Source organism: Streptomyces sp. R44, assembly GCF_041053105.1.
Lineage (GTDB): Bacteria > Actinomycetota > Actinomycetes > Streptomycetales > Streptomycetaceae > Streptomyces.
Genome location: NZ_CP163444.1, coordinates 8753444 through 8780043, shown reverse-complemented (window position 1 = coordinate 8780043; position 26600 = coordinate 8753444). Strand labels below are relative to the sequence as shown.

Genomic DNA, 26600 nt, shown 5'->3' with positions numbered 1-26600 from the left:
GACTTGATGGACAGGATGGAACGGAACCTGGCGGAACACGCCTGCCACCTGCACCGGAGCATGACTGGTGCGAGCGTCACAGATGCTGGTGACCTCGTGGTCGCGGACAGCGGCCTGGACGACGACACGTTCAACATCGTTGCTGCGGCCCGCTTCACCTCCGCCGATGCCACGGCACGTATCACCGAGACCGCTGGGACGCTGGCTCGCACCGGCCGCCGCTTCTCCTGGTGGGTGGGGCCCGCCTCGACACCAGTGGACCTCAGCACCCGCCTGACGGCGGCCGGTCTGCCGGCGTCCGAACGCGAGACGGCGATGTGGGCCGAACTGGACGACACCCTGCCACCGCCCGCCGCCGAGGGACTGGACATCCAGCGCGTGGCCACGCCCGGACAACTCGCCGACTACGCCGCGGTACTCGCCGCGAACTGGGACCCGCCCGCAGACACCGTCAGCCGCTTCTTCGCCCAGGCCGCCCCGCAGGCACTGGCCTCGAACTGCCCGGCCCGGTATCTCGTCGGCTACGTGGACGGCCGTCCGGTCTGCTCCGCTGAAGTGTTTCGCCACGCGGGAGTCGCCGGTATCTACAACATCTCGACCCTGGCCGCCCACCGCCGACGCGGCTACGGCGGCGCCATCACGCTCGCCGCACTCCGCACGGCCCGCGAGCTGGACCACCGCATCGCGGTCCTGCAGGCGTCGGCCGCCGGCGAGCCGGTCTACCGTCGCCTGGGGTTCCATTCCTGTGGCCAGTTCACCGAACACGCCATCAGCCCCTGAACCGCCCCACTCCCTTGGCCCTGCACCCACCCTTTCTGGCGGTGCTGGTCGCTGCTGTGAGGAGCATGGATCCGTCGAGGGCCGCGAGTCTGTCCCTTCTCGCCGCCACAGCGCGGTTCCTTTTGAGGCGTTCCGCGCCACTGGCGGAAGCGGTGGGAGGCGGTTGACCAAGCACCGGACTCGCTGTGACTCTCCCGCCACTGCCCGCCAGCCCCCGGATTGATCGCGGCCCGATCCGCGCTAGGCGCGCTGCGGGGTGGGGGTTTTCGCGGCGGCCGCGGCGTTTCGGGTCTCGTGCAGGATCAGCAGGCCGTTGACCACCATCAGTGTCGCGGTAAGGCAGTGCACGCCGAGCGCGGTGGCAATGGAGCCGTGATGAGCCAGCACGTTGGCCATGTCGCCGTACGCGGCGAGGGCCTCCACCAGCAGCGCCAAGCCCAGCGCCCGGCGGTGGCCCGTCACCAGCAGGGCCCCCAGGACGAGGGCCATGACGACGTCGCGGATTCCCTTGATGACCAGGAAGCCGTCGCCGTCGCCGGACGGCCAGCTCGGCAGGCCGTAGCCCGGCGCCGTCGTCTCCGGGCTCAGGATGTACTCCGTCCCGAACCAGAGGATGAAGAGGATGAAGGCGGCGGCCAGGACGGTGTTGATCTTCTTCAGCAACGTTGTTCTCTCCCTGCGAGTCTTCGTCGGCTTGGTGAACCCGGGCGGCATTGGTGTCAGGCGAGGGCGGTGACCAGCAGGGTGAAGGCGGCGATGATGACGGCGACCCGGAGGTAGTGGTAGCGGTTCCAGCGCTGCAGCTGCTGCTTCCAGTCGGCCGGACGGGTCTCGGGGGTCCAGGTCTTGTTCCGGTTGTTGATCGGGACCAGCAGCAGCACCGACATGACCACGCTGACGATCAGCAGGCCGGCGGCGGTGACGACGAGTCCGGCGCCGTCGTGCTGCCATCCGGCGACGGCCCAGACCGCGGCGAGGACCAGCGAGCCGATGTACCAGAACGGCATCAGGGCGCCCAGCATCCGGCCGCCGTGGGCGTGGCCGAGCTGGCCGGCGTCCTCGGGGAGCGCGTCCAGGATCCGGTTCATGATGAAGGCGACGGAGAACTCCACCCCCACCATCAGGCCGACGATCACGGTGGTGACGATCTCGAGTGCGTTGAGCATGACGATCCCTCCCGAGGAACTAGCATTGCTAGCTGACGAGGCAACGCTAGCGCTACTCCCGCTCGATTGTCTAGCGGTGCTAGGATCGCTGTATGTCGGTAAAGGAACGCAAAGAGCGCGAACGGGCGGAGCGCGAGCGCCTCATCGTGACGATGGCCCGCGAACTCGCCGAGCAGCAGGGCTGGGACGCCGTCACCACCCGCCGGCTCGCCGAGCGCATCGAATACAGCCAGCCCGTCCTCTACAGCCACTTCCGCGGCAAGCGGGAGATCATCGGCGCCGTCGCTCTGGAGGGCGCCACCGAGATGGCCGCGGCAATACGGGCCGCGGCCTCCGCGGCGGACAGCCCGCGCGGGCGGGTCGCCGCCCTGGCCCGCGCCTACCTCGACTTCGCCGAGCGCCACCCGGCCGTCTACGACGCCCTGTTCCTGCTCGACGGCGGCCTGCCGTACGCGCGGGAGGACACCCCCGAACCACTGAAGGACGCCTTCGCCGCGCTGATGGAGACCCTGGCCGAGGTCGCCGGCGACGGCGTCCACCCGGGCCTGTTCACCGAGGTGTTCTGGGCCTCCCTGCACGGCCTGGCCACCCTGACCCGAACCGGCCGCCTGCTGCCCGAGGACGCCCAGCCGAGGCTCGACCTGCTGGTGGACCGGCTCGCCGAGATCTGACACGCCATCCTGGCGGGTACGCGGCCGGGGCCCTCGGGCTCCGCCGCTGCGTACCCGCTCGGCTGCGGTGACGCTTCCGGTCGCCCGCACCCAGACACCACACCGGTCACGGGCCCCGCCTGCCCCGACGGGATGTTCTACCGGCGGGGCGGCGAGCCAGGCCGTGCGCCGCTGGGCGGCCCGCGCTACCGGCACTCGTAGGACGCGACGAGCGCAGCAAATCCGGTGCGCCCGCGGACATCTCGCCGATTCACCCTTGCGGCTCCGGCACCCACCTTGCCGTGCTCTCGGTCTGACCGACACTCTTGCAAAATATATAGACCGGTCTATTCTTCAATCATGGTGGGAACCAAGGGAGCCGAGACCAGCTCGCGGCTCGCGGAGTCGATGCTGGAGTTGATCCAGCGGCACGGATACAGCGGTACGGGGCTCAACGCGGTGGTGGAGCACGCCGGCGCCCCGAAGGGGTCGCTGTACTTCCACTACCCCCAGGGGAAGGAGGCATTGGGAGAGAAGGCCATCGAGCTTGCGGCCGCGCAGTTCAGCTCTCTCGTGGCCGGCTCGGCGACGGGTCCGGCCACGGTGGGTGAAGTGCTGGGCCGTGTGATCGACGAACTGGCCGGGATGCTCGACGGCAGCGACTTCCAGCTGGGATGCCCGGTCTCCGTGGTGACGCTGGAGATGGGCGCGCAGAGCGAGCGCCTGCGCGACGCCTGCGCCGATGCCTTCGAGTCGTGGGTCGCGCCGCTCAGTGAACTGCTCATCGCGCACGGCCGGCCTCGTACCGTCGCCCGTGCTCTGGCGACTGCCGTGGTCAGCATGGTGGAGGGGGCGGTCATCATGTCGCGTGCCCAGCGGTCCACCGAGCCGCTGACATGCGCCGCCCAGGCGATCGCCGTACTCCTGGCAGAGGGTACGGGGGCCTCGGCATGAGCCCGGAGGAACGGCACGCACTGGTGCTGGGCGCGAGCGGTTTCATCGGGCGCCACGTGGTGCTCGCGCTCGGCCGGGCCGGCGTACGAGTGAGTGCGGCCGCGCGGAGCCACGAGTCCCACCAGCGGCTCGCCCAGTGGCTGGCCGGGCGCGGGCACGACCAGGCCCCGGCAGACCTGCGGGTGGACTTCGCCACGGCGGCACTGATCGACGGCGATTGCGACGACATCACCGAGATCTACAACTGCGCCGGTGCCTTCCGGTTCGGGATGTCGGTGGACGAGGCACGTCACGCGAACGTCGACAGCGTGCGCGCGGTCGTCGAGTTCGCGGCGCGGCTGCCGAACCTGCGCCGCCTGGTCCAGGTCTCCGGGTACCGCGTGGGCGGGCAGGACCCCTCGCCCTGGAGCGAGGAACACCGACGTGAGACCTACCGGGCGCTGGGCGCCTACGAGGCGTCCAGAGCAGAGGCGGACGCCGTTTTCCAGGACTCGGCAGCACGGTCGGGCGTGCCGTGGTCCATCGTCAACCCGGCCAGCGTCATCGGCGACAGCGCCACCGGGGAATCCGACCAGTACCTCGGGCTCGCCTCGACCATGAAGGACCTCTGGCAGGGATCGCTCCCCGCTCTCCCGGGCGATGGAAGGACGTTCGTTCCCGTCGTCGCGGCCGACCACCTCGCGCGGTTCATGACCCTGCTGCCGACGGACGCGGCCACCGAGCACACCGCTTACTGGGTCCTGGACGACGACACGCCCGCGCTGCCCGACCTGCTGACGCTCGTGGCCGAGCACTACGGCGTCCGGGCGCCGCGGACGCGGATTCCGGTGTCCCTGCTCAAGCGGCTTCCCCGCAGGCTCACGCAGTCCGATCCGGAGACCCTGACGTTCCTGTCGGCCGACCGCTACCCGACCGCTTCGGCCGATGCCTTGGCCGCCCGGCACGGGCTGACGATGCCGGACACCCTCACGACGATCCGTCGCTGGGCCGACCACATGGCAGCCCACCGTTTCGGCGACGCCCCGGCAGGTGACAGGCGGTTCACCACCACGGGCGGAGTGCGGACCTTCGAACTGGGTGGGGAGGGCGCGCCTTCGGTGGTGCTGCCCGGCCTGCCGGTCAACGCCGACACCTGGGCGCCGGTCGTCACAGCCCTCGACGACGCCCGTGCTGTCGACCTCCCGGGCCTCGGCATGAGCAGCGGGCGTCGCGACGACTGGGCATCCTGGTCGAGCGCGCTGGTGACGGAGACGGGTGCCCGTCACCTGGTGGGCCACTCCATCGGCGCCGCGGCCGCCGTCGAGGCCGCGTCCGCCCACCCCGACGCGGTGGACCGGCTCACGCTCGTATCACCGTTCTTCCTCCAGGCTGCCCCGCCCCGCAGCGCGACATGGACGCCTCTGACCCGCCGCCTCCTGCGCCGGATCACTCCCAGCACGTTGGCCAAGCGGCTGACCGGCACCCCCGACCACGCGTACGCGCTCGAATCGGCCGTCGCAGATCTTCGCCGCGGCACCGTCGCGGCCACCACCGCCCGGCTCCTGGCCGCCACCACGAGCTCGGCGTGGCGTGCGGACCTCCGGGACAAGCTGCGGCAGTACCCAGGGCGCGTCCACATCGTCATCGGCTCCGGCGATCCCCTCACCCCTGACGGGCAGTCCCTGCTGGACGCACTCCCCCACGCCACCGTGACAGTGATCGACGGCGCGGGGCACCACCCCCAGCTCACACACCCGCACGACCTCGCTCAGGCCATCCGCGAACAGACCGCGCCCCCGAGCCCCCGGGAAGACGGGAGCGTCACGGCCCTGCACGAACCGCAGGCCAGTCGGTGACCGTGAACCGTCCGTGGGACGCGCTCCGTTCCCCGGCGCCGCCGCCGCGTGCTCGTCCCGTTCGGCAGCAGGGGCGGCAGAAGCCGCAAGGGCGGCAGGGGCGGCAACCGAGACGAGTTCGCAGCCATCTGCTGTGCTTCAAGCGACTCCTCCGCCTCACCACGCAGGGGACGCGGTCCTACCCCAGCACCAGCAGCACCGCCAGGGCCACGAGGAGGGAGTCGACGCGGTCCAGCAGACCGCCGGAGCCGGGAAGCCAACGGCCGGCGTCCTTCGCACGGGCGCCCCGCTTGACCATCGACTCCAGCAGGTCCCCGAGCGGCCCGCCGACCGCCACGGCCACCGCCGTCTGCCACGTCAGGGACGACAGCACGGCGAGCGCCAGGAGACCGGCGGCCGCCCCGGCCAGCGTGCCGCTCCACCGTTTGGCGGGCGACAGCGCGGAGAGCCGGGGGCCGCCGAGACGGCGACCAGCCGCGTACGCCACGATGTCGGCGATCGACACGGCCACGAACAGGACGAGGCCCATCGCACCCAAGGGGACGAGGCCTGCCAGGACGCCCAGCCACACGAGCCCGAGGAGTCCGGCCCCCAGGCGGCGGAGCCCGTGCTCGGCGTCGCCCGACAGCAGGGGCACCCCGGCGATCGCGAGCGCCCCGACCCCCGCGGCCCGAAGCATCTCCCCCGGGGCCAGCCAGGCGGTCAGCACGAGCCCGACGACCGCTGCACCGAGCACCGTCCGGTCCAGCGGGCCCGACTGCAGCAGCCCGCCGAACTCCACCACCGCGACCACCCCGACCACGGCTGCGAGCACCGCGATCCCTGGCGCCCCGAGCCAGAACGCGCCCGTGACCAGGGGGACGCCGAGCGCCCACACGCACCAGCGGACCATCAGCTCACGCCGCCGGGTCGCCGCGACCGCGAGCCCGCCGATCGCCAGTGCCCCGCCGAGGTACGGGACGAGACCGGGTACCGTCGTCACCGGGAGGCCCCGGCGGCCGGCACAGAAGCCGCGGCCCTGACCGGCGTGGCCACCGTCGTCTCCGCGCGCAGCACGTCCAGGGCGCTGCGGCAGGCCGCCACGATCCGAGCGTTCTCCGCCGTGTCGCGGACGGCGATCCGGACGGTCCTCCCCTCGTACGCCGGTGACATCGGCGACAGGTCGCGCAGGTAGACGTCGTGGCGCCGGCACTCACGCACCAGCCGGGCCGCGCTCGGTCCACCCGGTGGCAGGGTCACGGTGAGGAAGTTCGCCACCGACTCGTCGACCGAGGAGAAGCCGTCGAGCTCCGAGAGTCCGGCGGCGAGCTCCCGCCGCAGCACCGCGGTGTGCGCCCAGCGTTCCGCGTAGTACCCGGGGTCGCGCAGCGCCGCCACGGCGGCCAGCTGGGCCGGCAGGCTCACGGGCCACGGCGGCGTCCAGCGGCGCAGCTCCCCGGCCGTGTCCGGGTCGGCCACCAGATACGCGGCCCGCATTCCCGACAGCGCGTACATCTTCGAAAGCGACGTGCACACCACGACCCGGGGATCGACCGAGGCGAGCCCGGCCAGTGACTCCGCCGGATCGGCATAGCCCAGATACGCCTCGTCGATCCACCACCGGGTCCGCGCGGGAGAGGCCTCGATCACCGCGCGCAGCGCGTCGGCGGGAGCGTGGCGGCCGGTCGGGTTGTTCGGGTTGACCACCACCACGAGGTCGTACCGCCCGCTCGCGGTCGCGGCGGCGAGCCGGGCCGGATCGAGCAGCCAGCCGTCCTCCCGGCGCAGCCTGAGCCGGTCCACCTGGCAGCCGATCACCCGCTCGGTGACATGGGCGTACTCGCCGTAGCTCGGATCCAGGAGCAGTACCCGGCTCTCGGGCGTCAGCCACCGACCGAATGCCCGGAAGATCAGATCGGACGAACCCGCCCCGACGACGAGCGAGTCCGCCGGCAGCCCACGGACGCGGGCGATCTCCGCGAGCAGCCCCTCCGCGCCCGTCGGCGGCGAGGTCCGGGCCGCCCACCCGGGGTCCTCCGACAGGACCGCGCGGACCCCTGGGGAGGGCGGGAACCAGGCGTCCAGCACATCGGCCCCGACCACCTCGTGCCGGCGGGCCAGCGTCCGGAAGTCCGTACCGATCGCGGAGAAGAAGGCACCGCCGTGCTCGCAGCCGTCCGCGCGCGGTGCGAAGGGCACGTCGAGCCGCCAGTCGAGGCCTGTCCGCAGCCGCTCCAGGGTCCGGCCATGACGGTCCCGGACCGTCCTCGTCAGCTCGGTCACGGAGCCGCTGAGGACTTCGAACGACACCGCGCCCGAGTGGATCGTCCGCCCGACCGGCCGCAACCCTGCGGCGAGGTACATGTCCAGCAGTTCGGTGCGCCCCATCGCCACCACTTCGCGGCCGCCCCGCGCCGCAACCCAGCGCAGCGCCGCGTACATGAGGAGCGGCGCCGCCACGGTGGACCGCCAGCGCTCCTCGACGGTCAGAACACGGATCTCGAACGGAGCCTCCTCGGTCAGGACCGGCAGCTCCTCGCGCGTCAGGTACTTGTCGAGGGAGTAGCGGCCGACCCACGGCGGGGTGAGGCTGACGAAGCCGATCCGCGTCTCGCCGCGCGTGGCCACGAGATACACGTTGTCGCCGTCGAGTCCGTCGCTCAATCGCCCGGACGGATGCACCGGATGCTGGCCGAGCTCTTCCGCGTACACCCGATGCCGCAGCTCGTGGATCCAGTCGTGATCACTGGGCGTGGCTGCGCGCAGCTGTATGGCGTGGTCCATGAGTCTCCCTCGAGGCGATCCTGCGTTCGCCGCCCAGCATGGACAAGCCCGACCGTCGACACCTGAGTACGTGTACTCAATTCGATCACTGCCAGTGGGGGCCGTCTGAGGGGGGCGCGGCCGTCTGAGGGGGTGCGGCCGCGTTCGACTTTGGGTCCGCGGCCTGGAGTTTCGGCACGTATACCGGCCGCGGTGGTGGATCAGCCCTGTTCGGACCGCGGCCTCAACCCGTCCACCACCAGGCGGAAGAGGTGCTCCCGGCGCTCCGTGAGGGTGGGGGCCTGGTCGGCGATCCAGCTGAGGGCGTTGGCCAGTGCGAACAGGTCGATGGGGGCCACGTCCGGCCGGATCCTTCCTGATTCCTGGGCCGCCTGCAGCAAGCGGCCACCGGCCTGACGCATGGTCAGACAGCTGCCGTGCAGGGGTGATTGCGGGTCGTTCAGCGTGGCCATCAGCGTTGCCGGCAGGCCCTGGTAGGCGCCGGCGCCGACGGTGAACTCGTACAGCCACTCCGTCAGTGCCCGCTCGGGTGAGGCGGCCGCGGCCAGTGCGTCCGCCCGTTCGGCAAGGTGCGTGAAGCGCTGGTGCAGCAGGGCTTCCAGCAGGGCGTCCCGGTTCGCGAAGTGCCGGTAGAGCGTGCCGAGGCCGACGTCGGCGCGCCGGGCGATGTCCCGCAGGGAGGCCGGGGTTCCCTGCTCAGCGACGACCTGCGCTGCCACTTCCAGGATGCGTTCACGGTTGCGCTGCGCGTCGGTGCGTGCCGCACGCGGCTTGCCGGGGTGGGAGTTGCTCTGTGCGTCGGTGCTTGCCGTACCTGGCTTGCCGGGGTGGGACTCGATGGACATGACGGAACCTTACCGTTGACAAACGGAGCACTGCTCCGCTTCCCTATCCGGAGCAGTGCTCCGGATCCTAACCGGGGCGCCCGCAGCGGGACTTGGGGAGGGTCATGGGTACGGCAACGATGCAAACGGCAACGATGCGAGCTGTCCGACTGCACGCCTTCGGCGAGCCGGAGCAGCTGGTCTACGAGGAGGTGCCCCGGCCCGAACCCGGACCGGGTGAGGTTCTGGTACGGGTCCACGCGGCGGGCGTCAACCCGCCGGACTGGTACGCGCGGCGCGGCTTCGAGAACGTCCCGGCCGCGCTCCGGCCGAACTGGACGCCGCCGCTCATCCTGGGGAGCGACATCTCGGGCGTGGTCGCGGCCCTCGGCCCCGGTGTCACCGAGTGGCGGCCCGGCGACGAGGTCTTCGGCCTGGTCAACTTCCCGGGCCGCGCGTCCGGGTACGCCGAGTACGTGGTCTCACCCGCCGCCCACCTGGCCCCCAAGCCCGCAACCCTCGAGCACACGCAGGCCGCCGCCGTACCGATGGCCGCACTCACGGCCCACCAGTACGTCTTCACCCAACTGCGCGGCCACATCGACTCCACCGTCCTGGTCAACGGAGCTGCGGGCGGAGTCGGCCACTTCCTCACGCAACTGGTCCGGGTGGCCGGCGCGAAGCAGGTGATCGGCGTCGCCTCCGGCCGGCACGAGGAGTTCCTGCTGGGCCTGGGCGTGGACCGGTTCGTCGACTACACCCGGACGCCCGCCGAGGAGACCGTCCGCGATGTCGACCTGCTGATCGACACGGTCGGCGGTCCCGACGCGCACCGCCTGCTGCCCACCGTGCGGCGCGGCGGCCGGATCACGCCCGTCTTCCTGGGCGACTACCGCCCCGAGCGTGCCGCCGAACTCGGGATCAGCATCGAGGCCATACGGCAGGTCCGTTCCAGCGGCTCGGACCTCGCGGAGTTGGCCACCCTCATCGACGCCGGAAAGGTACGTGTCGCCATCGACAGCGTCTTTCCTCTGGAGGACGCGGCCGCGGCCCACACCCGCGCCGAACGGGGCCACCTCCAAGGCAAGATCGTCCTGAACGTCGAGAGCCACGGTCGTTCGGGGCAGTGAGCTTGCGCTGGATGGACGTGGTGTTCAGGCTGTCGGCGCGGCAGGAGCCCGCAGGAGGTCTCGCCAGTCGGCAGGCCAATTGGCGAGCGCGAGGATGCCCATGATGAGGAGGTGGGTCGGCGCGGCCCAGCTCTGACCCGCCGGATCGTGGTGGACGATGTGCGTGGTGGCCGCGCCCGTGAGCACGAACATCAGCGTCGTGGCGCCCAGGAAGCGTGCTCTCCGGTCGGGTAGCACGAGCAGCACGGCGGCGACACCTTCCAGGGCGCCGACCACGAAGCGCATCCAGGACGGGTAACCCCAATCGACGAACTTCACGGAGTACGCCGAGCTGAATACCGTGTCGCCCGGCCAGTACTTGGTCACGGCACCCAGTGCGAACTCGAAGGCCAGGAACCAGTACACACCGGTCATCAGCCGCTTCGACATACATGTCTCCTCCAGAAGATCGGGGCAGGGTCAGGCCTCCGCACGGCGATGGACGTGCCGCCGGAGTCTTTGGCTTTCGGGGCTCAGCCCCGCAGGGTGGCGATGGCCTTCTCGATGCGCCGTCGGCGCGTCTCGGGCTTCTTCGCGCTCTCGATGGCGCGCACGTGCTCGTGCTTACGGCTGTACGTCAGGTTGTCGTAGGCGGCGCGGGCGACGGGGTCGTCGTCCAGGGCCCGGGCGAAGTCCGGGGGCTCGACGACGACGCGCGGCTCGGTGTCGAGCTCCAGCTCGACCTCGACCTTCTCGCCGATCTCGACCTCCGCGGCCTGCCGGTTGGCGTTGCTGAGGCCGAGCAGGTGACGGCCGCGCAGGATGGCGACCCGGCTCTTCCAGGAATGCCCGTTGACCGTGATCTTCACCGGCGGCCGCGCGCCCCCGCCGAGCGCGGCTACCACCTCGGGCGGAACTTCCAAGCCCCGCATGGGCTCGGGCGGCTCGACCTGGGACCAAAACTTCATGATCTTCCTCTTCTTGTTGTGTCGGCTCACCGCGGATGCGGCTCGTCCGCCGGGGCCCGGCTGGCCGCATCGGCGCGTGATCGCCGGTCGATCGATGCGTCAGGGCCCGGAGTCAGGACGCCGTGGGGGCGAGCGGCGCGGCCGCCTCCCAGGCGAACCCGTCCAGGTCGGTGAAGGCGTGGGCGGTGCTGCCGAGGACGACGCGGTGCGAGCCGGTGCCGTCGGCGCCGACGCCGAGGTCCTTGGCCAGCGCACGGCGCTTGTACAGCGCGAGCTTGACGGGGCTGGACTGACCGGGAGCGAACTCGGCGTACTTGCCGCCGAAGCTCTTGGCCACGGTCAGGCCCCGGCCCACGTAGAACTCCTTGGTGGCCTTCACGTCCTCGACGCCGATCAGCAGGACGACCTCGTCGATCTCACGGGTGGCGGGCCCGGTGTCCTTCTTCGCCGAGGTCGCGATCTTCCAGATCGTCCCGTCCGGGGCCTGCACGACGCCGCCGTACCCCCACAGCGACTTCGCGGCGGGCTTCAGCACGGTGGCGCCGCCCTGAACGGCAGCGCCGACGAAGCTGTCGACGGTCGCCGGACCGGACACCGTGAGCGCAAGGGTGAAACCGCGGAATCCGCTGGAGTGCGCCTCGGACTCCCGCAGGTGTATGTACGTGTCCACGCCGAAGGCGCTGTAGAAGCGGCGAGCGGCCTCCAGGTCGGCCACCTCAAGGGTGACGGACGCGAGGGACGTGTGGGCTGTGGTGGAAGCGGTGGTTTCCATGACCCTCACGCTAGGGGCTGCGCGGCGGTCGGGGCTTCTCGATTCCTGACCGGTCCTGAGACCTCCTTCGCCGCGCATGCCGGCACCCCTCCACCGTGACCGCCGACGCCGCATCGCGGGCCGTACCCGCAGCATCGGCATGGCCGGCCGCCGCGTTCACCGCCTGGCGCCGAAATGCCCGGGCGGCACTCCGGCCATCTCGGTGAAGCACCCACCTTCCGTCGAGCCACTCCCCGGTTTCACGCCTCTGCAGAACTACGCCACCCGTCTGCCCCGCGACGGATCGTGACGGCCCCCAGGCTTCAGCACCGCTGTCCCGGTCCGATGACCGTGAGTCCCACCTGCCCGGCGAGCCAGTGCGCGTACGGCTCCCTCATCTGACGGCCGTCGACGTCGACGCTGCGCACGTGGACGAGGACGGTGTGGTCGTCGGCAGGCTCGACGTACGCCCGGTGGCTGCTGTTGAGAAGGAGCGTCACCTCTGCATGGTTGGACTCGCCGTGGAATCCCACCTCGGGCGCGTCCGGCCAGCACAGATGCTGCCAGTTGATCTCGCCCGCGCTCGAACCGATCGCGGCAGCGAAGTCGCCCTCGACGCTGTCGACCGCCTGGTAGAGCAACTCGTAGTCCACGGGTAGCCGCCCTTCGTACACCATCGGTTCGGTCGGCAAGCCCTCCCCCCGGACGCCCACGAGCCATGCGGGGCGGTCCTCGAACGGCACCCGGTCGTCGAACTCCCCGTCGTGTTCCTGCGCCCGGAACCACCCCTCGGGCAGCTCCTTGGCCCCCCGCAGCGCCTCGTCGACCGAGCGGAACTCTGCGTAGAGGGAGACGTCGACGCCCTCGCAACGCCCGAACTCCACGAGGCGGCGCGCCTTGCTCAGGGCGAGTACGGGGTCGGAGCTACGGAAGACGGGATAGGCAATGTCGTTGGACATGAAGAGACTGTGCCACGGTCCGTCACCGCAGGTCATCGCATTTTCAGCCCCGCCCTACGCACGCATCCGCCCGCACGGTGAACGCTTGGCCTGGGCTCGCCCACATGCCGGGCGTCGCAGCAGATCGACGTGATCGTTGAGCGGAAAAGGAGACGTGCTGCCCCGGGCAGTGGTGACACCATGCGGTGTCATGGCAGATGACAGCAGCAGTGCGTTTCAGGCGGGCCAGACGGGGCTCATCGTCCGCATCCCAGAGGCTGAGCCGTCCGTCCGTGGGTGGCGTGAACGGTTCGATCCCTCAGCCGAGGCCGGCGTTCCGGCCCATGTCACCGTGCTCTTCCCGTTCCTCGACGAGAGCCGGATCGATGTGCGCGTCGAGTCCGCTCTCGCTGACCTGCTTGGCCGCCATCAGGCCTTCGACCTGCGGTTCGAGAGATGCGGACGACTCCCCGCAGTGCTGTATCTCGCCCCCGAGCCCGACACGCGGCTGCGGCAGCTCACGGAGGCGATCGCTGATCGTTGGCCTGAGGCTCCGCCGTATGGCGGTCGGTTCGCCGAGATCGTGCCGCACCTGACCATCGCCCAAGGTCAGGAAGACGCCGTCCTGGAGGAGATCGAGGCCGACCTCGCCGGCAGGCTCCCGTTCACGTGTCGCGTCGCATCGGTTGAACTCATCGTGCACGACGGCACGAAGTGGCAGGAACGGGCGTCGTTCGCACTCGGTGAATGACGCAGACGGATCGGGGAGGGCAACGTTTGCGACCGGCGGTGGCCATGCAATGCGTGAGCGACGCGCCCGGGCTCACCTCACCCCAGCCCGGGCGCGTCGGCAGGTCACCCGCCTCCGTTGAAGGCCCGTGTCACCCCTCGGACGGCGCTCCACTGCCCTGGCGCTGCCGCTGGCGGTGTTTGCGCATCGACACCTGAGAGCCGCAGCCAGTGCTGCAGTACAGCCCTCCCCCATTGCGGGTGCGGTCGAAGAATCCGAGGTGGCACGGCGGGTTGCGGCACGCCTTGACGCGCCCCCAGTCGCTGCTCTGCGCGAACGTCGTCACCGCGGCCAGTACGGTTCCGAACACGCGCGGCACGCCCGCCTGCGGTGACGCCAGCTCGACCCCGTCGGCCGTGACCACCGTCGCCAGCGGGTAGAGCGAGCCCACGCGCCGCAGGTGCCGTTCGGCACGCCGCAGCGGCTCACCCAGAGTCTCCTCGTCGCCCGAGTGCGCGAGCAGCACGGTCACGAGGGCGTCACGCAGCTCGCGCGCGACCGCCGCGTCAGCGTCGGTCACCACGGTTTCGCCGGCGAACTCCTCGCGCTCCGCCAGCCATGCAGCGAACGAGTCCCCGTCTTCGAACAACTCCCGGCGCCCCGATCCGTCCGCGCGTGTGTTCACGAACGCGAGGACGGTCTCCACCGTCGGCGGGACGGTGCCCGGGCTGAGTTTGGGAGATCCGGCTGTCGCACTGCTCATGCGTCCACCCTACACCTGCATCAACGGAGCTATTCCAGCTAGAGGGCAACCATGGCGACCGGATCAGTTGACGCGTTGCGAGCTAACGGCTTACGGTCACAACATGAAGAGAACTTCCAACCAGCAGACCCGTCCGCGCACTTGGCTGATCACCGGCGCGACGTCCGGCATCGGCCGCGAACTGACGCTCCAGGCGCTGGAGAACGGCGACGCCGTCTCAGCGCTCGCCCGCGACACCTCCTCCCTGGATGAACTGGCCACAGCGCACGGTGAGCGCCTGCTTCTCGTCCGCGCGGACGTACGTGACGAGCAAGCCGTCCGGGACGCGGTGGAGCGCACTCTCGCACGCTTCGGCCGCATCGACGTGGTGGCCAACAACGCGGGATACGGACTCTTCGGAGCCGTCGAGGAGGCCTCCGACACGCAGGTCCGCGCCGTGTTCGACACCAACGTCTTCGGAGTGCTCAACGTGCTCCGCGCAACGCTGCCCGCACTCCGCGCACAGCGGTCCGGGCACATCCTCCAGGGCTCGTCCGTCTACGGGCAGTCCGCCCATCCCGGCGTGGGCCTGCTGGCGGCCACCAAGCACGCCGTCGAGGGACTGTCGGACGCACTGGCGGCCGAGGTCGCACCGCTCGGCATCAACGTCACGATCATCGAGCCCGGGCTGACCGCGACTCCCTTCCTGGCCAACCTCGACGTCGCAGCCGGCCTGGCCGACTACGACCAGAGCGTACGAACGGTCCAGAAGGACATCGCAGAGCTCCCGGCGTCCACATTCTCCGCCGCGGCGCGCATCGCCGCAGGCATCAGGACCGCGGTCGACAGCCCCACCCCTCCGCGGCGTCTGGCCCTCGGCACCTCCAGCGCCACGGGCATGCGCGCCGCGTGGGAGGCTCGCATCGCAGACCTGGACGACTGGGAGCATGTGACCAACGGCGTCGACAGATAGCGAGCCACGAGCTTCTGGTTCCTGGGTCCCGCCGGGGATCGTCCCTGCGGGATGATCCCCCCGTGGACAGAGTTGTTGATCTCGACGAGGTGGCTGCGGTTCTGGCTGAGCGGACCACGGGCTGGACGTCGGCCGGCCTTGAAGTGGGCCGGCCGACATGGAGGGACGCGAGGGCCCCCTGGCCTCAGCCACTGGAGACCGACAGGGCTCGGGTGCTTGATCCGGACTCGGTCGGCGTGGTCATGTCCGGTCCGGCGGAGACCATGCTGTCGGTTGTGCTGTTCCGTGGCGGCTGGGCCGATGTGGACTTCATCGCCGATCTTGACGACGCCGGGTGCCTGCCGGCCCCGGGGATCACCTCGGCGTCAGACTTCGCGACCCGGATGGATCAGTGGGTCACTCGTGTCTTCGGAAGCCTCAGCGGCGGTCGATGAGGGCCGCACCACCTTGGGGCACCACGGGATGGCCGGGTGCGGCTCTGTGCGGCGGCTCCGACCCAGGGGTTGACCGGAGCCGCCACAGAGCATCCGCGATAACGCGGTGCGGGCCGCCGGAGCATCGGGGCCGTCTGAGGAGGAGGGGGCGGCCTTCGATGTTCCGTTCGGGCCCGTGGGGGCCCCTTTAGTAAATATATATACCGTCAAGTAGGCAAGGGCATGAAAACTTTCATTCCAAATGATCATGCGCGGACCTGAACCCGGCCAAGCCACCCCGGTCGGTTTCAGGTGGTTTCAGCCCGTCTGAGTCTCAGTCGTCCAGGAAGAAGTCGTGCTGCTCCGCCGCGTGCTCGTACTTCTCGAGCCGAGTCTGCGTACGCTCCGGGTCCGCGTCCGCCATGGCCTGGAGGATGCCCGCGGACAGCACCCCCGGCGCCGCGTACGAGTCGAAGACGAGCCGCGAGCCCGTGCCCGCGCTGAACACCTCATCAGCCTCGTCGGCCAGCGGTCCGAGCGCGAGGTCCGTGATCAGCGCGACGCGCAGTCCGACCCCGCGGGCGGCACGGACGACGGCGAGGGTCTCCTTGGCGTGGCGCGGCATCGCGAAGGCCAGCACCCACGTGCCGCCCGCCTCGCGCGCCTGGAGCAGTCCGTCGAACGCGACGCTGCCACCCCGCGTCACCACCCGGACATCGGGGTGGATGCGGCGCGCCGCGTACGCGAAGTACTCGGCGAGGGAGACCGAGATCCGCAGGCCGACGACCGTCAGGGGGACGGAGCGGGCCAGCTCGCGGCCGATGCCGACGATCCGGTCGGGGTCGGCCAGGGAGCGCCGCAGGGACGTCAGGTTCTCGATCTCGGCGTCGATCGCCGACTGCAGCTCGTTGCGGTGCCGCTCCTCCCCCTCGCCGGGCGCACCGGCGACCGCGCTGAGCGCGATGGGCTGCAGCGCCTCCCGGAGCCCGGGGTAGCCGCTGAATCCCAGCGACGAGGCGAACCGGGTCACGGACGGCTGGCTGACCCCCACCCGCTCCGCGAGCTCGGTGATGGACAGGAACGCCGCCTCGGTGAGGTGATCGGTCAGGAACTGCGCGATACGCCGCTGCGCGGGAGACAGCCGGTGCCCGCCGAAGAGCGCCCGCACCCGCTCCGCCGGAGAGGCCGCGTCCGCCTCCGCCTCGGACGAGCGCCTGCCCGGCGTGATCGCGGCCGCCTGTGCGCGCGCCTGCTGCCCGGATGCCACGGGATCTCTCCTTCTCGTCTCGCTGCCGCCCAAGATAGTTCACCCGCGCCCGACCTCCCACGAGCCCGAGGCACCGGCCTTCCGCCACCGTGTCGTGACACCACCATGCAGGCGCAGACCTGTCTGACTGCGCATCAACGCGAGGGGCCGTACCCGGCACCGGGAGAGCCGTCCTCGGAGGGCCGGCGAGCTGACCGGGTCGGGTCTCACCCTGGCTCGACGACCCGGCGAAGCCCTAACGGGCGCGCTCCGGTACGCGGTCCTCGGATTCCGGGTGATCCGTGTCGTCGGCCCGGGCGGCACGCAGCGCCGCCTCGACCCGGCGGTTGCTGGTCATGGTCGCCGTGACGGCGGTCATGGCCAGGAGGAGGCCGGCGGCGGTGTAGAGCGGGGTGCGTACGTCGTAGGTGGTGGCCAGCCAGCCGCCGAGGAAGGCGCCGAAGGGGGCTGCGCACATGGCGAGCATGCGGGAGGTGGAGGCGACCCGGCCCATCAGGTGGGAGGGGACGATCGCCTGTCGGAGGGAGGGCGCGATCACCATCGTGGCGCCCATGCCCGCTCCGCAGACGGCGAGCGCGAGGCCGGCGACGTACGGGTTCGGGGCGGCGGCCAGGCCGAGGATGGCGAGCCCCTCGACTGCGGCCGTGCAGGTGAGCGCGGTGCCGGTGCCGAGTCGTCGGCCGAGGAAGGAGGCGATGCCCGCGCCGAGCAGACCGCCGGCGGCCTCTGCCGTGAGGAGCAGGCCGAAGCCGAAGGTGTCGATGTCGAGACGGTCGTGGGCGAAGAGGGCGAGTACGGTCTCCACGGCGAGGAAGGCGATGTTCCCGACGGCCGGACGCAGCGCGAGCCCGAGCAACAGTCGATCCCCGAAGACGTACGAGGCGCCGGCCCGCGCCTGCCGCAGCAGCGACTCACGGGCCTGCGGTACGGGCCGTGGTGCGGCAGGCAGCGACCGTACGAGCAGCGCGGAGAACGCGAACGACAGCGCGTCGGCGAGTAGCGGAACCGCCCTTCCGAGCGTGAGCAGGGCACTGCCCGCGGGGGGTCCCGCGAAGCCGGACGCGGCGGTCTGGGTGCCGCGCAGGCGGGAGTTGGCGCGCTCCAGGAGCGCGGGGTCGCGGCCGAGCAGATCCGGCAGATAGGCCGTTGCGGCCGTGTCGAAGAAGAGTCCACCGAGGCCGAGGAAGAAGGCGACGGCCGCGAGCAGGGGAATGGTCAAGGCGTCGAGGGCGGCCGCTGCGGCCGGTATCGCGAGCAGCACCGCACGCGCCGCGTCCGCGACCCACATCGTGCGCCGACGGTCCCAGCGGTCCACCAGCGCACCGCCGAGCACGCCGAAGAGGAGCCACGGCAGCGTTCCGGCGGCCGCGACGACGGCGAGCGCCATCGGATCCCGCGTCAATGTCAAGGCGAGCAGCGGCAGCGCGCCGTGCGTCACCCCGTCGCCGAGCGAGGACACCGTCTGTGCGGTCCACAGCCGTCCGAATCCGCTCGGCATCTTCCGTATGTCGGAGGTCACTTGGCCTCTCCTTCCGCCTGCTGACGCGGTGCCGGATGGAACAGTGCGAAGACGAACGACGCGTCCGGCAGCGACGGATCGGACAGCTTCCGGTACTCCTGCGCCAATGCCTGCAGCCGCGCCCCCAGCTCCGCGAACTGCTCGTCGGTGAGCCGCAGATGCGCCATCCCCACGTGCCGCTCTCCGTCCGCCGGCGATGCCTCCAGGTCCGCCACCGCGTGCCGCATCAGCACATCCGGGCCTCCCTCGCCCGGATCCGGCAGGACGATCGACCGGGCGGCCATGGCGTAGTACCGCTCGGTGACCCCGCGGACCTTCCGCGTTCGTACCACCTTGACGAGGCCCGCCCGCTCAAGGAGCCGTACGTGGTAGCTGGAACTCCCCTTCGCGAGGCCCACTCGCTCGGCGATCTGCGTGATCGTCGCGGGCTCGAAGCGGAGCATGGCCATGATCCGGTGGCGCGTGAGATTGGAAACGGCGCGCAACTGCTCGTCAGTGGTGACGTGGAACGTCTCGGGAACATCATCGCTAGGCATGGCTCTAATGGTCAACACTTCTTGACCATTTGGCAAGGGGTTTCGCTCGGTGCCCTGAATCGGCAGTCCAGCGGGGACCCGCGGGGGCCCCGTTCCTCAACTGGGCGCGTCCGTGGGTTCGGTGGGAGCCGCGGGGTGTGCCGGTTGTGGTGCCTCCACTGCCGGCCACCCCGTCGAAGCAGGGGTCACTCTCCGCTGGGCCGCCAGGTCTGTGCCTGCCGGATGGCGACGCGGGACGCCCAGACCCACAGGAGCACGCTGACTGCGAGTACGACGCCGGCAGTCCACACCAGCAGCCCGCCGGTGAGGGAGGACTCACCGCCGGCGGACACCGGCGCTGCCAGTGCGGCCGCGACTGCGGTGCCTGCGGTTCCGGCGAGCGCCAGCGGGGCGAGAACCGACCACGCCGCGCTGGTACGGAAGACGCGTAGACGGCCGGTGAGTGCGGACAGTGGTGCGAGTGCGCGGCCCTGGCGCAGGAACTCCGCCATGGCGCCGAGGCCGGCGGTCGTGGCGAGTACCGCGATGCCGACCATGCCGAACAGTGCGCTCCAGCGCCCCTGGTCACGGTTGGGGACGCCTGCCGTGAGCTCGCTCTCGCCCGGCGTCCTGACGGCTGCGCCGCGCGGGAACACCTGGTGAGACAGCCGTTTGAGTGCGGGCACGGACAGCGGTTTCCCGTCCGGGCGCAGAACGGCGAGGGTCGCGCCCGTGCCGGTGGGCGCGGCGAGTTCCGCCAGTGTCCGGTCATCGGTGCGGCGGATCAGTAGCTTCGGATCCTTGTGGGGGCTCCAGCGGATCAGCTCGCGAAGCCTCGGGTCCGCCGGGAACTTGTCGATGCGTGTCTCCCCTGCGGGGCAGGGCACATGGAGGGCGGTCAAGGCGGCGCAACTGCCGTACAGAGTCCCGGACTTCTCCTTGTTCCCGTCCGGAGGGGTCAGCAGGACGGCCTCGGTCGCCGGCGCTCCGGCAAGGAAGTCGGCCATGGCTGACGCCGACACGTCGCCACGTGCGCCCACGGTGACGAGGCTGCGGCCGATGTGGTCGAGGGTGTGTCGTGCCTCGACGGTCTGTGCCCCGAACAGCCCCTGCCACGCGATGGCCTGCATGAGCACGATGAGTGCGATCGAGACACCGGTGACGAGTCGGGCCGTTCCGCCGGGATGTGTGCTCGTACGCCGGCCCGCTACGAGCGTTCCGGGCAGGCCGTGCGATCGTCCGAGGCGGGTGAGCAGCTTTCCGGCCTTGCCGGTGACCGTCGCGATGGCCGCCGGAAGGGTCAGGATCGTGACGGCGATGCCTGCCCAGCTGGTGAGCGTGCGCAGGGCGGTATCCGCGGCGAAGAGGTCGGGACCGCGCACCGCCAGGATGATCGCGACGGGGCACAGCACGGCCAGGCGGAACATCCAGGTGTTGCGGGACGTGCTGCGTGGCCGGGTGCCGGACGCGTCCCGGCGGGGCGCGAAGTCCATGAGGACCACGGTCGCCAGGATGATCAGGAAGGCCGCAAGGGGCGCCAGTGCGGCAGCCCAGCCGTAGGGGCGGAGGTGGGAGGACGAAAGGAGGTAATCGGTGTACGGGATGCGGATGTCGCCCAGTACGGCTGTGGCAACCGCTGCGGCTGCGACGACCGCGCCGAGGGCGGCCGGAGACACGGCCTCGCCGGTGGCGATCAGGGCACGATCCGGCCGGCGTCCGCCGAGTGCGGCAACGAGCGCAGTCCTACGATCTCGGGCGTGTGCACCGGTACGCGCCGCCACGACCAGCAGCGCGACGGCCGGCAGGACGAGCATGCCGATGACCGCGGCCTGGAACATCCATTCGGGCTTCTCGTCCATCCGGCCCGAGCCCGGCTCCAGAGAAGCAGACACCTGTCCGGCCGTCGGGCCGAATCCGGTGATGACAGCGTGGGGCCGCTCAGGACTCAGGCCGTCGCGCGGACGGACATAGACGAGCCATTCGGACGGCTCGTCCAGCCCTTCCTCACCGATCGTGCCGGCCAATCGGCCGTAGCGGTGATCGATGTCCTCGGCGGCGCCCGCCCTCCTCAACGCCGGCGACAGGACGACCCGGCCTGGCTCCGGCCAGTCGTCCAGCCCGGGCGGCAGCGGAGCGTCCCCCTTGTAGGGAGCCAGGTACACCACGCTGAACCGGCGTTCGCCGTCGAGCGAGTCGGATCCCACGAGCCATGTCGTCGCGTCGGTGGCACGGGCCTGGGCGTCCTCGGGAGCCACGGGAGTCCTGGCCGTTCGGCGCTCCTCCTTGCCCGCGTACACGGCATGGACGGCGACGAGGCTGCCCAGGCTGAGCGCGAGGACCAGGGTCGCGAGGAGCAGAGCGGCGTAGCGTACGCCTCCTGCCTCGGCGCGCCGACCCGCCACGCGTCCGACGGTGAGGAGCCGACGCGCGAGCTTCAGGGTGTCCCCGCTCGGGGGCATGGTCGTCACGCGGACGCACCGGAGCTGATCGTCTTGAGCGTGCCTGCCTCGAGTCGCAGTGTGCGGTCGGCTCGTGCGGCGATGCCCGGATCATGGGTGACCACGAGCAACCCGCACGCGTGGCGTCGAGGCAGCGCAAAGAGCAGCTGGGCCGTTCGATCGCGCGTTTCCGTGTCCAGCGCGCCGGTCGGTTCGTCGGCGAGCAGCAGAGCGGGTTCATTGATCAGGGCACGGGCCACCGCGGCCCGCTGGCGCTCTCCGCCGGACAGCTCATCGCTCGTCTCCGCCGGCGGTACGCCGAGGCCGTCGAGAGGCCGTCGAGGAGCTTCTGGGCCCTCTCTCTCGCGTCGTGATGTTTGGTTCGGGCCAGGAGGGCCGCGAGCATCGTGTTGTCCAACGGGCTCAACTCCGGCAGGTGTTCGCCGAATTGGAAGACCATGCCGATTGCTTGGGCGCGCAGTGCGGCGAGGCGTCTGGGTCGCAGCCCGACGACGTCGGTGCCCGTCACCTTCACCGACCCCGCCGTCGGTCTGATCAGGCCCAGGACGCACGACAGCAGGGTGCTCTTGCCCGATCCGCTCGGGCCGGTCACCGCGACCGATTCGCCGGCCCGCAGTGTCAGGGAAAGGCCGGTGAACAGCGCCCGCGCACCGAGAGAGTGCGTCAGCCCCTCGATCTCCAGGACGGGTTGCCCCATCTCCACCTTGTGTGCCGCACCCATTTCGCTGTCCTCCCTGTGCCGGCTGCTCGGGCATCACGTGCTGCGGTGGGGCGGTCCGGACTGCGTCACCGCGGTGAGTTCTCACGTGCGTCGTTCGGGCGACCATCCGCCCCGCGCTGGTCCGGGTCGAGCCGGACGTTCAGGCAGACGAAGGGTGCGAAGGCGGGTGTCCGGAGCCTCTCCCTTTTGGAACCCCCAGACCGGGCTGCGGAGTGCCGCACCGGCCGGAGATCGACTCAAAACTGATGCAGTTCGACAGAAGATCTCCCGTCGACGCTCCCAGGAGCTCCAGAAACAGCCATCGGTGCGAAATCAAGCCGATGGGCGGGTACCCGGACGGGTCGCACAGCCGTACGCCGCTACAGTCCCCAGGACAAATCCGAGGGCCGGCGGCGGAACCTTCGCCGAGCTGCTGGAGCTGTCCCGGGACCGCTGAGTCAATTCCGCCCCGCCATTCCGTACGGACAGAACCACGAAGCACTCGCGCTCCCGTCCCTCACCGCTGCCGATGGCCGCGGCCCATTCCTGTCCGCTTCGCGTCCCGGCGCGAGACCCGCACGTGAAGGAGCCCCGTCGTGACCACCGCGACCCCCCGAGACCGGATCTCGCTCGTGACGCTGATGCTCGCCTCCGAGTTCGGCATCGTTCCGGCGTCGGTGACTCCCGGGCCGTCCGGGACCGCGACCCGTAACTACGTGGCCACCACGGAGGACGGCACCGCCTGGTTCGTCAAGACCTACCCGGCCGGCACAGGCCGAGCGGCGGCCGAGAGTGCCGCCGCGCTGAGCGAGTACGCCCGGCTGTGCCGTGTTCCGGTCGCCCGCGCCCGCTACACGGTCGACCAGAAGCAACTGGTCGCCTCGGTCGGGACGGTGACCATGTCGGTCAGCCGATACCTGCACGGCACGGTCACCGCCGACGGCCGGCTCCACGGACCCCGGTGGGAGGCCGTCGGTGAGGCGATCGGCCGCTTGCACCGTGGCCTGGCCCGCCACCGGTTCGGGCCACCCCGGCTCGATGCACGCGACAGGGCGGTCGATCCCGTACGCAGCCGGACCCGGCTCGAAAGGCTCGTTCACCGGTACGAGACGGACCCTCCTCGTACGGACTTCGAGCGGTGGGCGCTGGAGACCGCACGCGAACGACTGGCCGGGCTGCCGACGGTGGAGCGGCTGCTGGAGGGTGCTCCGGAGCGGACGATCTCGCAGCTGGTGCACGGGGACCTGTCGGGCCCGAACGTGCTGCTGCGCGGGGACGACGTCGCGGCGGTCATCGACTTCGCCGCGCCGGGTCGGCGCAGCATCATGTGGGAGCTCGGACGGCTGGCACTCGACCCTCGTACCGTCCTCGCGCATCCGGACTGGCCGGAGGGGCTGGGCCGGCTCGCCGCCGTCTACCGCCGACGCCATCCGACAGTACCGGTGGAGGAGTTGGTGAGCGTGGTACGACTGACGGTCGCGTACCTGGGCTGCACCGTCTATCCGCTCAACGCGGTCGTGGACGGCCTCGGACCCGTCACCGAGTCGCTGGAGTCGTACGCCCGAAACCGCGTGGAGGCCGCGGTCGTTCTCCGTGAACGGCTTGACGAGGCGGAGGAGGTACTGAGGGAACACCTCCGTTAGCCGTCGTCTCCACCGGGCCGTACCAGCCAGTCTCCAGGACAGCCGAAGCCGACGCACGGCCGATGCCTCGACGGCCTTGTCGCCCCGTCCCATGACCACCACTGTGAGGTTCCTACGTGCACGTGCCCTGCCGCGCTTCCTGCCCCACTCCCCCGCTTCTGGCGGTCATCTCGACCTCTGCGAGGTACTGACATGCGCCGCCCGTCCCGTGACCACCTGTACTCCACCGTCGGGGAGTACCTCGCCCGGCACCCCGGCGAGCGCGACACGCTCTCCGGCCTCCTCACGGCACTGGCCGGGGAAGAGGACCCGACGAGCCGCGCCTCGCTTCCCGGGCACATCACCTGCAGCGGCGTCGTCATCGACGCCGACGGACGCGTCCTGCACATCGAGCACAAGGCCTCCGGGCTGCTCCTCAGTCCGGGTGGCCACGTCGAAACGGGGGACGAGACGCTGCTCGCGGCCGCGCTGCGCGAGCTCGCCGAGCAGACCGGCATCCCGCCCTCCCCCAGGCAGCCGTACGGGTCCTGGACTCCGACTGCGGGACCGGCGAGACGACGATCCGACTCGCCATCTGCTGAGCGTCTCGCCGAGAACCGCCGCGCAAGAAATACGGCGCGCCGAAGAAGGAGACGCTCGTGGTCTTGGAGTTGACGCTGAGGGCTTGTGGTCGGGCTTAGGTCGAACGCTCCTGACGCTCCCCGGTCCGTCTACGGTTCAGTCTGCTGCTCCAGGCGATGAACATCGTGAACAGCCTGTTCAGCAGCCTTGCGTGCCTCCCGCAGGGCACGCTCCGCCGTCTTCGTCGTCGTGCGGGCCTCCTGCGCGATCGCCTCGGCCGCAGACTTGGTCGACCTGGCCTCCTGCAATTCGCGCTCAAGCCCGCGAACCCGGCCGGCTGCCGCCTCGACCTCCGCTGCGGCAGCCTCACGCGCGTCACGGGCCTCGCCGAGTTCCCGCTCGCATCGGCCGACCACCGCTTCGGCGTCCTTCGCCGCCGCACGAGCACGCTCGAGATCACGCAGCCGACGCTCTCCTCTGCGTTCCCTCTCCTTCGTCCGCACGGCCTCTTCGGCACGGGCCGGGTGGGCGGGCACCCCATCGGGTGCGACGGCAGCGAAGTCGACCGCGGCCTCGGGTACCTTCACCAGCCGGCCCTTCAACCACTGCTCGGCGACGTCGGCGCGGGCCAGGACACCCTGGAGGGTCTGCTCGACCTCGTGGAGCACCGTCCCACTCACCGGCTGACCGGCTTCCCGGGCCAAGGCGGCGGCCGTCCGGGCGAGCGCGCCGACAAGCTGGTGCTGCCGCCGCCCCGCGACGCGCAGCTGCTCGCCATCGAGTGTCCGGTGCGCCTCACGCAGCGTCTCGCCCAGCGCCAGGAACCTCGCCGCCTCTTCCGGCTGCCGGCGGGCGAGCAGGTTCGCCGCCCACGCAGCGAGCGCCGGGCGCCGCAGTGCCGCGATCGCCCTGGCCGACGCCGCGTCCTTCGCCCGCCGCGCCTCCGCGACGTACGCGTCCCGCGCCGTGGTGAACTCGCCCGGCCTCAGCCCGTACAGCTCCTCGGCGATCTGCTCGACATCCACGTCCCCACTGTGCGCCGCCCGCGCAGGGCTGACGCGGCCGCGCCTGCAGTGGTTCCGCCAGATGCCTGGGCCAGGTCACCCGGCCGGCCCGAACAGCCCGTCTCTGCGGGCTCTCCGGCCCGCCGGGGCGTACGGTCGGAGAACGGCATCCGACAGGATTCCGAAGGACCGGCCGCCCGCAGCCCCCGAGCGCGGGCGGCCGGGCGCCCTGCAGCTCGGTGACACCGGCCGGTTCACCAAGCCCTCCGGCCACGACACACGAATCCGCGCCTTGCCGAGACCGTCGCGGCAACCGAGCGGCGCCCTCAGATCGCGACCGTCACCGTGAATCGCCACAACGGACAGGCCCTGCTCCGCCATGCGCTTCGACGACCTCCAGGCCCGATAAGTCCGGTTTGCCATCGTCGCTCACGTCGAGCGCCTTTCTGTCGATCGTGAAGGGCTCGTCATTCTCGATTCCGCTGTCCAGGCAGCGGCGACGTGGGGGGTGCATTCCATATCGGGTCGCTGGGAGCGGGGCGCCCGGTGAGGCGCTGCAGTTCGGCACGGGACCGGGTGATGCGTCGGCGGGCCACGGTGGTGAAGGCGTGCCGCCGGCGGTCGACCGCGTCACGCAGGGCGAACCACTCCTCCGGAGCGGCGAGGCCGTGGCGGAGTTTGATGTGGCTGTTCCAGAACTCCTCGTCGATGGCGTGGGCGGCTTCGACGATCTCGCGGTCGGCGATCAGGGCGAGGCCGGCGAGCGCCTCGTTCCACGGCTTCCAGTCCACGGCGGCCGGCGCGGGTGGCCGCTGCAGCGCGCCGTGGGTGGAGCCGGAGAGAGCGATCAGGAGAGCAGAGGACTCGCGCAGGACCGTGGCGCATGCGTCCGCCTGTCGGTCGCGGGCCCAGTGACTGCGCTGGCTTCTGCTGGTCAGGATCGTTCCGGCGACAACGCCGAGCAGGGTGGTGAGGGCAGTCCCCGCTGTCGTCGCGATCAGTACCCAGGTACTTGTCATGCCGCGAGTCTGGCCATGAGGAGCAAGCCGGGGAAGGCGGCATCCGTACGAGCACCCGATCCGCCCGGCGGCGGCCGGCGGGCGTGAAGGCGCGCTGCGTCCCCGATCCCGATCGGGGGGGGGATCCCTGCCTCGAAGGCCCGAGCTCGGCAGGTAGGGGGTGGTGTGGCGTGACGGGATCCGCGGGTGCTGTTCAGCAGCCGCGACCAGGTGTCCTCCGTGGAGGGCTCAAGGTGGCGGCGCTGACCAGTGCCGAGCACCGACCCGCGCAGTGGGGCGGACCCGGCGGGAACGGCGCGGCGCGGATCCGGCCCGTA

28 protein-coding genes are annotated in these 26600 nt (G+C 71.0%); 10 read left to right on the top strand and 18 right to left on the bottom strand.

The features are described from left to right. The first annotated feature begins 15 nt into the window (after positions 1-15). Entirely contained in the window at positions 16-780 is a 765-nt protein-coding gene (locus AB5J54_RS40630) for a GNAT family N-acetyltransferase (protein WP_369149617.1), read from the top strand. A gap of 240 nt (positions 781-1020) precedes the next feature. Here AB5J54_RS40630 and AB5J54_RS40625 read toward each other — a convergent pair whose 3' ends face one another. Together AB5J54_RS40625 and AB5J54_RS40620 are read right to left on the bottom strand one after the other, a co-directional pair. Beyond that, the gene (locus AB5J54_RS40625) at positions 1021-1443 is read right to left on the bottom strand and encodes a DUF4267 domain-containing protein (protein ID WP_369149054.1); all 423 of its coding nucleotides are present in this window, start codon (positions 1441-1443) and stop codon (positions 1021-1023) included. Positions 1444-1499: 56 nt separating this feature from the next. Beyond that, positions 1500-1946 carry an anthrone oxygenase family protein gene (locus tag AB5J54_RS40620; protein ID WP_369149053.1) on the bottom strand — a complete coding sequence of 149 codons (447 nt, stop codon included), beginning with the start codon at positions 1944-1946 and terminating at the stop codon, positions 1500-1502. 92 nt (positions 1947-2038) lie between these two features. Here AB5J54_RS40620 and AB5J54_RS40615 point away from each other — a divergent pair, with 92 nt between their 5' ends. From AB5J54_RS40615 to AB5J54_RS40605, 3 genes are all read left to right on the top strand, one after another. Then, a complete protein-coding gene (locus AB5J54_RS40615) occupies positions 2039-2617 on the top strand; it encodes a TetR/AcrR family transcriptional regulator (RefSeq protein WP_369149052.1) in 579 nt (192 codons plus the stop codon). A gap of 339 nt (positions 2618-2956) precedes the next feature. After that, positions 2957-3550 (top strand): TetR/AcrR family transcriptional regulator, encoded by a 594-nt coding sequence (locus AB5J54_RS40610; RefSeq protein WP_369149051.1) that lies wholly within the window; start codon positions 2957-2959, stop codon positions 3548-3550. Further along, on the top strand, positions 3547-5385 hold the full coding sequence (locus tag AB5J54_RS40605) for an alpha/beta fold hydrolase (protein ID WP_369149050.1): 1839 nt from the start codon (positions 3547-3549) through the stop codon (positions 5383-5385). The genes AB5J54_RS40610 and AB5J54_RS40605 overlap by 4 nt, the downstream gene beginning before the upstream one ends. A gap of 178 nt (positions 5386-5563) precedes the next feature. Here the strand turns inward: AB5J54_RS40605 and AB5J54_RS40600 are convergent, their stop codons facing one another. The 3 genes from AB5J54_RS40600 to AB5J54_RS40590 form a co-directional block, all read right to left on the bottom strand. Next, on the bottom strand, positions 5564-6367 hold the full coding sequence (locus tag AB5J54_RS40600; RefSeq protein WP_369149049.1) for a phosphatidate cytidylyltransferase: 804 nt from the start codon (positions 6365-6367) through the stop codon (positions 5564-5566). Next, positions 6364-8148, bottom strand: coding sequence for an aminotransferase class I/II-fold pyridoxal phosphate-dependent enzyme (locus AB5J54_RS40595; RefSeq protein WP_369149048.1), 1785 nt, complete (start codon positions 8146-8148; stop codon positions 6364-6366). The genes AB5J54_RS40600 and AB5J54_RS40595 overlap by 4 nt, the downstream gene beginning before the upstream one ends. A gap of 200 nt (positions 8149-8348) precedes the next feature. After that, positions 8349-8993: a TetR/AcrR family transcriptional regulator gene (locus AB5J54_RS40590; protein WP_369149047.1), complete on the bottom strand. Its 645-nt coding sequence runs from the start codon at positions 8991-8993 to the stop codon at positions 8349-8351. 119 nt (positions 8994-9112) lie between these two features. On the opposite strand from AB5J54_RS40590, the gene AB5J54_RS40585 reads away from it, so the two are divergent. Beyond that, positions 9113-10102: an NADP-dependent oxidoreductase gene (locus AB5J54_RS40585; RefSeq protein WP_369149046.1), complete on the top strand. Its 990-nt coding sequence runs from the start codon at positions 9113-9115 to the stop codon at positions 10100-10102. Positions 10103-10126: 24 nt separating this feature from the next. Here the strand turns inward: AB5J54_RS40585 and AB5J54_RS40580 are convergent, their stop codons facing one another. The 4 genes from AB5J54_RS40580 to AB5J54_RS40565 all read right to left on the bottom strand — a co-directional run bounded on the left by AB5J54_RS40580 (position 10127) and on the right by AB5J54_RS40565 (position 12759). Next, positions 10127-10531 carry a DoxX family protein gene (locus AB5J54_RS40580; protein WP_369149045.1) on the bottom strand — a complete coding sequence of 135 codons (405 nt, stop codon included), beginning with the start codon at positions 10529-10531 and terminating at the stop codon, positions 10127-10129. Positions 10532-10614: 83 nt separating this feature from the next. Further along, on the bottom strand, positions 10615-11049 hold the full coding sequence (locus tag AB5J54_RS40575) for a YdeI/OmpD-associated family protein (RefSeq protein ID WP_369149044.1): 435 nt from the start codon (positions 11047-11049) through the stop codon (positions 10615-10617). 112 nt (positions 11050-11161) lie between these two features. Next, complete coding sequence (locus AB5J54_RS40570; RefSeq protein ID WP_369149043.1) at positions 11162-11821, bottom strand: glyoxalase; 660 nt, start codon at positions 11819-11821, stop codon at positions 11162-11164. A gap of 302 nt (positions 11822-12123) precedes the next feature. Then, positions 12124-12759, bottom strand: coding sequence for a hypothetical protein (locus AB5J54_RS40565; RefSeq protein ID WP_369149042.1), 636 nt, complete (start codon positions 12757-12759; stop codon positions 12124-12126). A 190-nt stretch (positions 12760-12949) separates the two neighbouring features. Between AB5J54_RS40565 and AB5J54_RS40560 the strand changes: the two genes are divergently transcribed. Beyond that, positions 12950-13489, top strand: a complete 540-nt coding sequence (locus tag AB5J54_RS40560; protein WP_369149040.1) for a 2'-5' RNA ligase family protein — start codon at positions 12950-12952, stop codon at positions 13487-13489. 130 nt (positions 13490-13619) lie between these two features. Here AB5J54_RS40560 and AB5J54_RS40555 read toward each other — a convergent pair whose 3' ends face one another. Further along, entirely contained in the window at positions 13620-14231 is a 612-nt protein-coding gene (locus AB5J54_RS40555; protein ID WP_369149038.1) for a CGNR zinc finger domain-containing protein, read from the bottom strand. Between the two features lie 103 nt (positions 14232-14334). Here AB5J54_RS40555 and AB5J54_RS40550 point away from each other — a divergent pair, with 103 nt between their 5' ends. Together AB5J54_RS40550 and AB5J54_RS40545 are read left to right on the top strand one after the other, a co-directional pair. Further along, positions 14335-15183, top strand: a complete 849-nt coding sequence (locus AB5J54_RS40550; RefSeq protein ID WP_369149036.1) for an SDR family NAD(P)-dependent oxidoreductase — start codon at positions 14335-14337, stop codon at positions 15181-15183. 62 nt (positions 15184-15245) lie between these two features. Continuing rightward, on the top strand, positions 15246-15617 hold the full coding sequence (locus AB5J54_RS40545; RefSeq protein WP_369149034.1) for a hypothetical protein: 372 nt from the start codon (positions 15246-15248) through the stop codon (positions 15615-15617). A 313-nt stretch (positions 15618-15930) separates the two neighbouring features. Here the strand turns inward: AB5J54_RS40545 and AB5J54_RS40540 are convergent, their stop codons facing one another. The 6 genes from AB5J54_RS40540 to AB5J54_RS40515 form a co-directional block, all read right to left on the bottom strand. Further along, entirely contained in the window at positions 15931-16863 is a 933-nt protein-coding gene (locus tag AB5J54_RS40540) for a MurR/RpiR family transcriptional regulator (RefSeq protein WP_369149032.1), read from the bottom strand. Positions 16864-17098: 235 nt separating this feature from the next. Beyond that, positions 17099-18361 (bottom strand): MFS transporter, encoded by a 1263-nt coding sequence (locus AB5J54_RS40535; protein WP_369149616.1) that lies wholly within the window; start codon positions 18359-18361, stop codon positions 17099-17101. A 17-nt stretch (positions 18362-18378) separates the two neighbouring features. Beyond that, a complete protein-coding gene (locus tag AB5J54_RS40530) occupies positions 18379-18918 on the bottom strand; it encodes an ArsR/SmtB family transcription factor (protein ID WP_369149030.1) in 540 nt (179 codons plus the stop codon). 185 nt (positions 18919-19103) lie between these two features. After that, positions 19104-21365: an ABC transporter permease gene (locus AB5J54_RS40525; RefSeq protein ID WP_369149028.1), complete on the bottom strand. Its 2262-nt coding sequence runs from the start codon at positions 21363-21365 to the stop codon at positions 19104-19106. Next, positions 21362-21595, bottom strand: coding sequence for a hypothetical protein (locus AB5J54_RS40520; protein ID WP_369149026.1), 234 nt, complete (start codon positions 21593-21595; stop codon positions 21362-21364). The genes AB5J54_RS40525 and AB5J54_RS40520 overlap by 4 nt, the downstream gene beginning before the upstream one ends. Next, positions 21580-22077, bottom strand: a complete 498-nt coding sequence (locus tag AB5J54_RS40515) for an ATP-binding cassette domain-containing protein (protein ID WP_369149024.1) — start codon at positions 22075-22077, stop codon at positions 21580-21582. Before AB5J54_RS40515 ends, AB5J54_RS40520 begins: the two co-directional genes overlap by 16 nt. A 575-nt stretch (positions 22078-22652) precedes the next feature. Here AB5J54_RS40515 and AB5J54_RS40510 point away from each other — a divergent pair. Beyond that, positions 22653-23699 carry a phosphotransferase gene (locus AB5J54_RS40510; RefSeq protein WP_369149022.1) on the top strand — a complete coding sequence of 349 codons (1047 nt, stop codon included), beginning with the start codon at positions 22653-22655 and terminating at the stop codon, positions 23697-23699. Positions 23700-23891: 192 nt separating this feature from the next. Beyond that, complete coding sequence (locus tag AB5J54_RS40505; RefSeq protein ID WP_369149020.1) at positions 23892-24353, top strand: NUDIX domain-containing protein; 462 nt, start codon at positions 23892-23894, stop codon at positions 24351-24353. A 56-nt stretch (positions 24354-24409) separates the two neighbouring features. On the opposite strand, the gene AB5J54_RS40500 is transcribed toward AB5J54_RS40505, so the two are convergent. Next, positions 24410-25285 carry a hypothetical protein gene (locus AB5J54_RS40500; protein WP_369149018.1) on the bottom strand — a complete coding sequence of 292 codons (876 nt, stop codon included), beginning with the start codon at positions 25283-25285 and terminating at the stop codon, positions 24410-24412. Positions 25286-25731: 446 nt separating this feature from the next. Further along, positions 25732-26283 carry a hypothetical protein gene (locus AB5J54_RS40495; protein ID WP_369149016.1) on the bottom strand — a complete coding sequence of 184 codons (552 nt, stop codon included), beginning with the start codon at positions 26281-26283 and terminating at the stop codon, positions 25732-25734. Between the last annotated feature and the right edge of the window lie 317 nt (positions 26284-26600).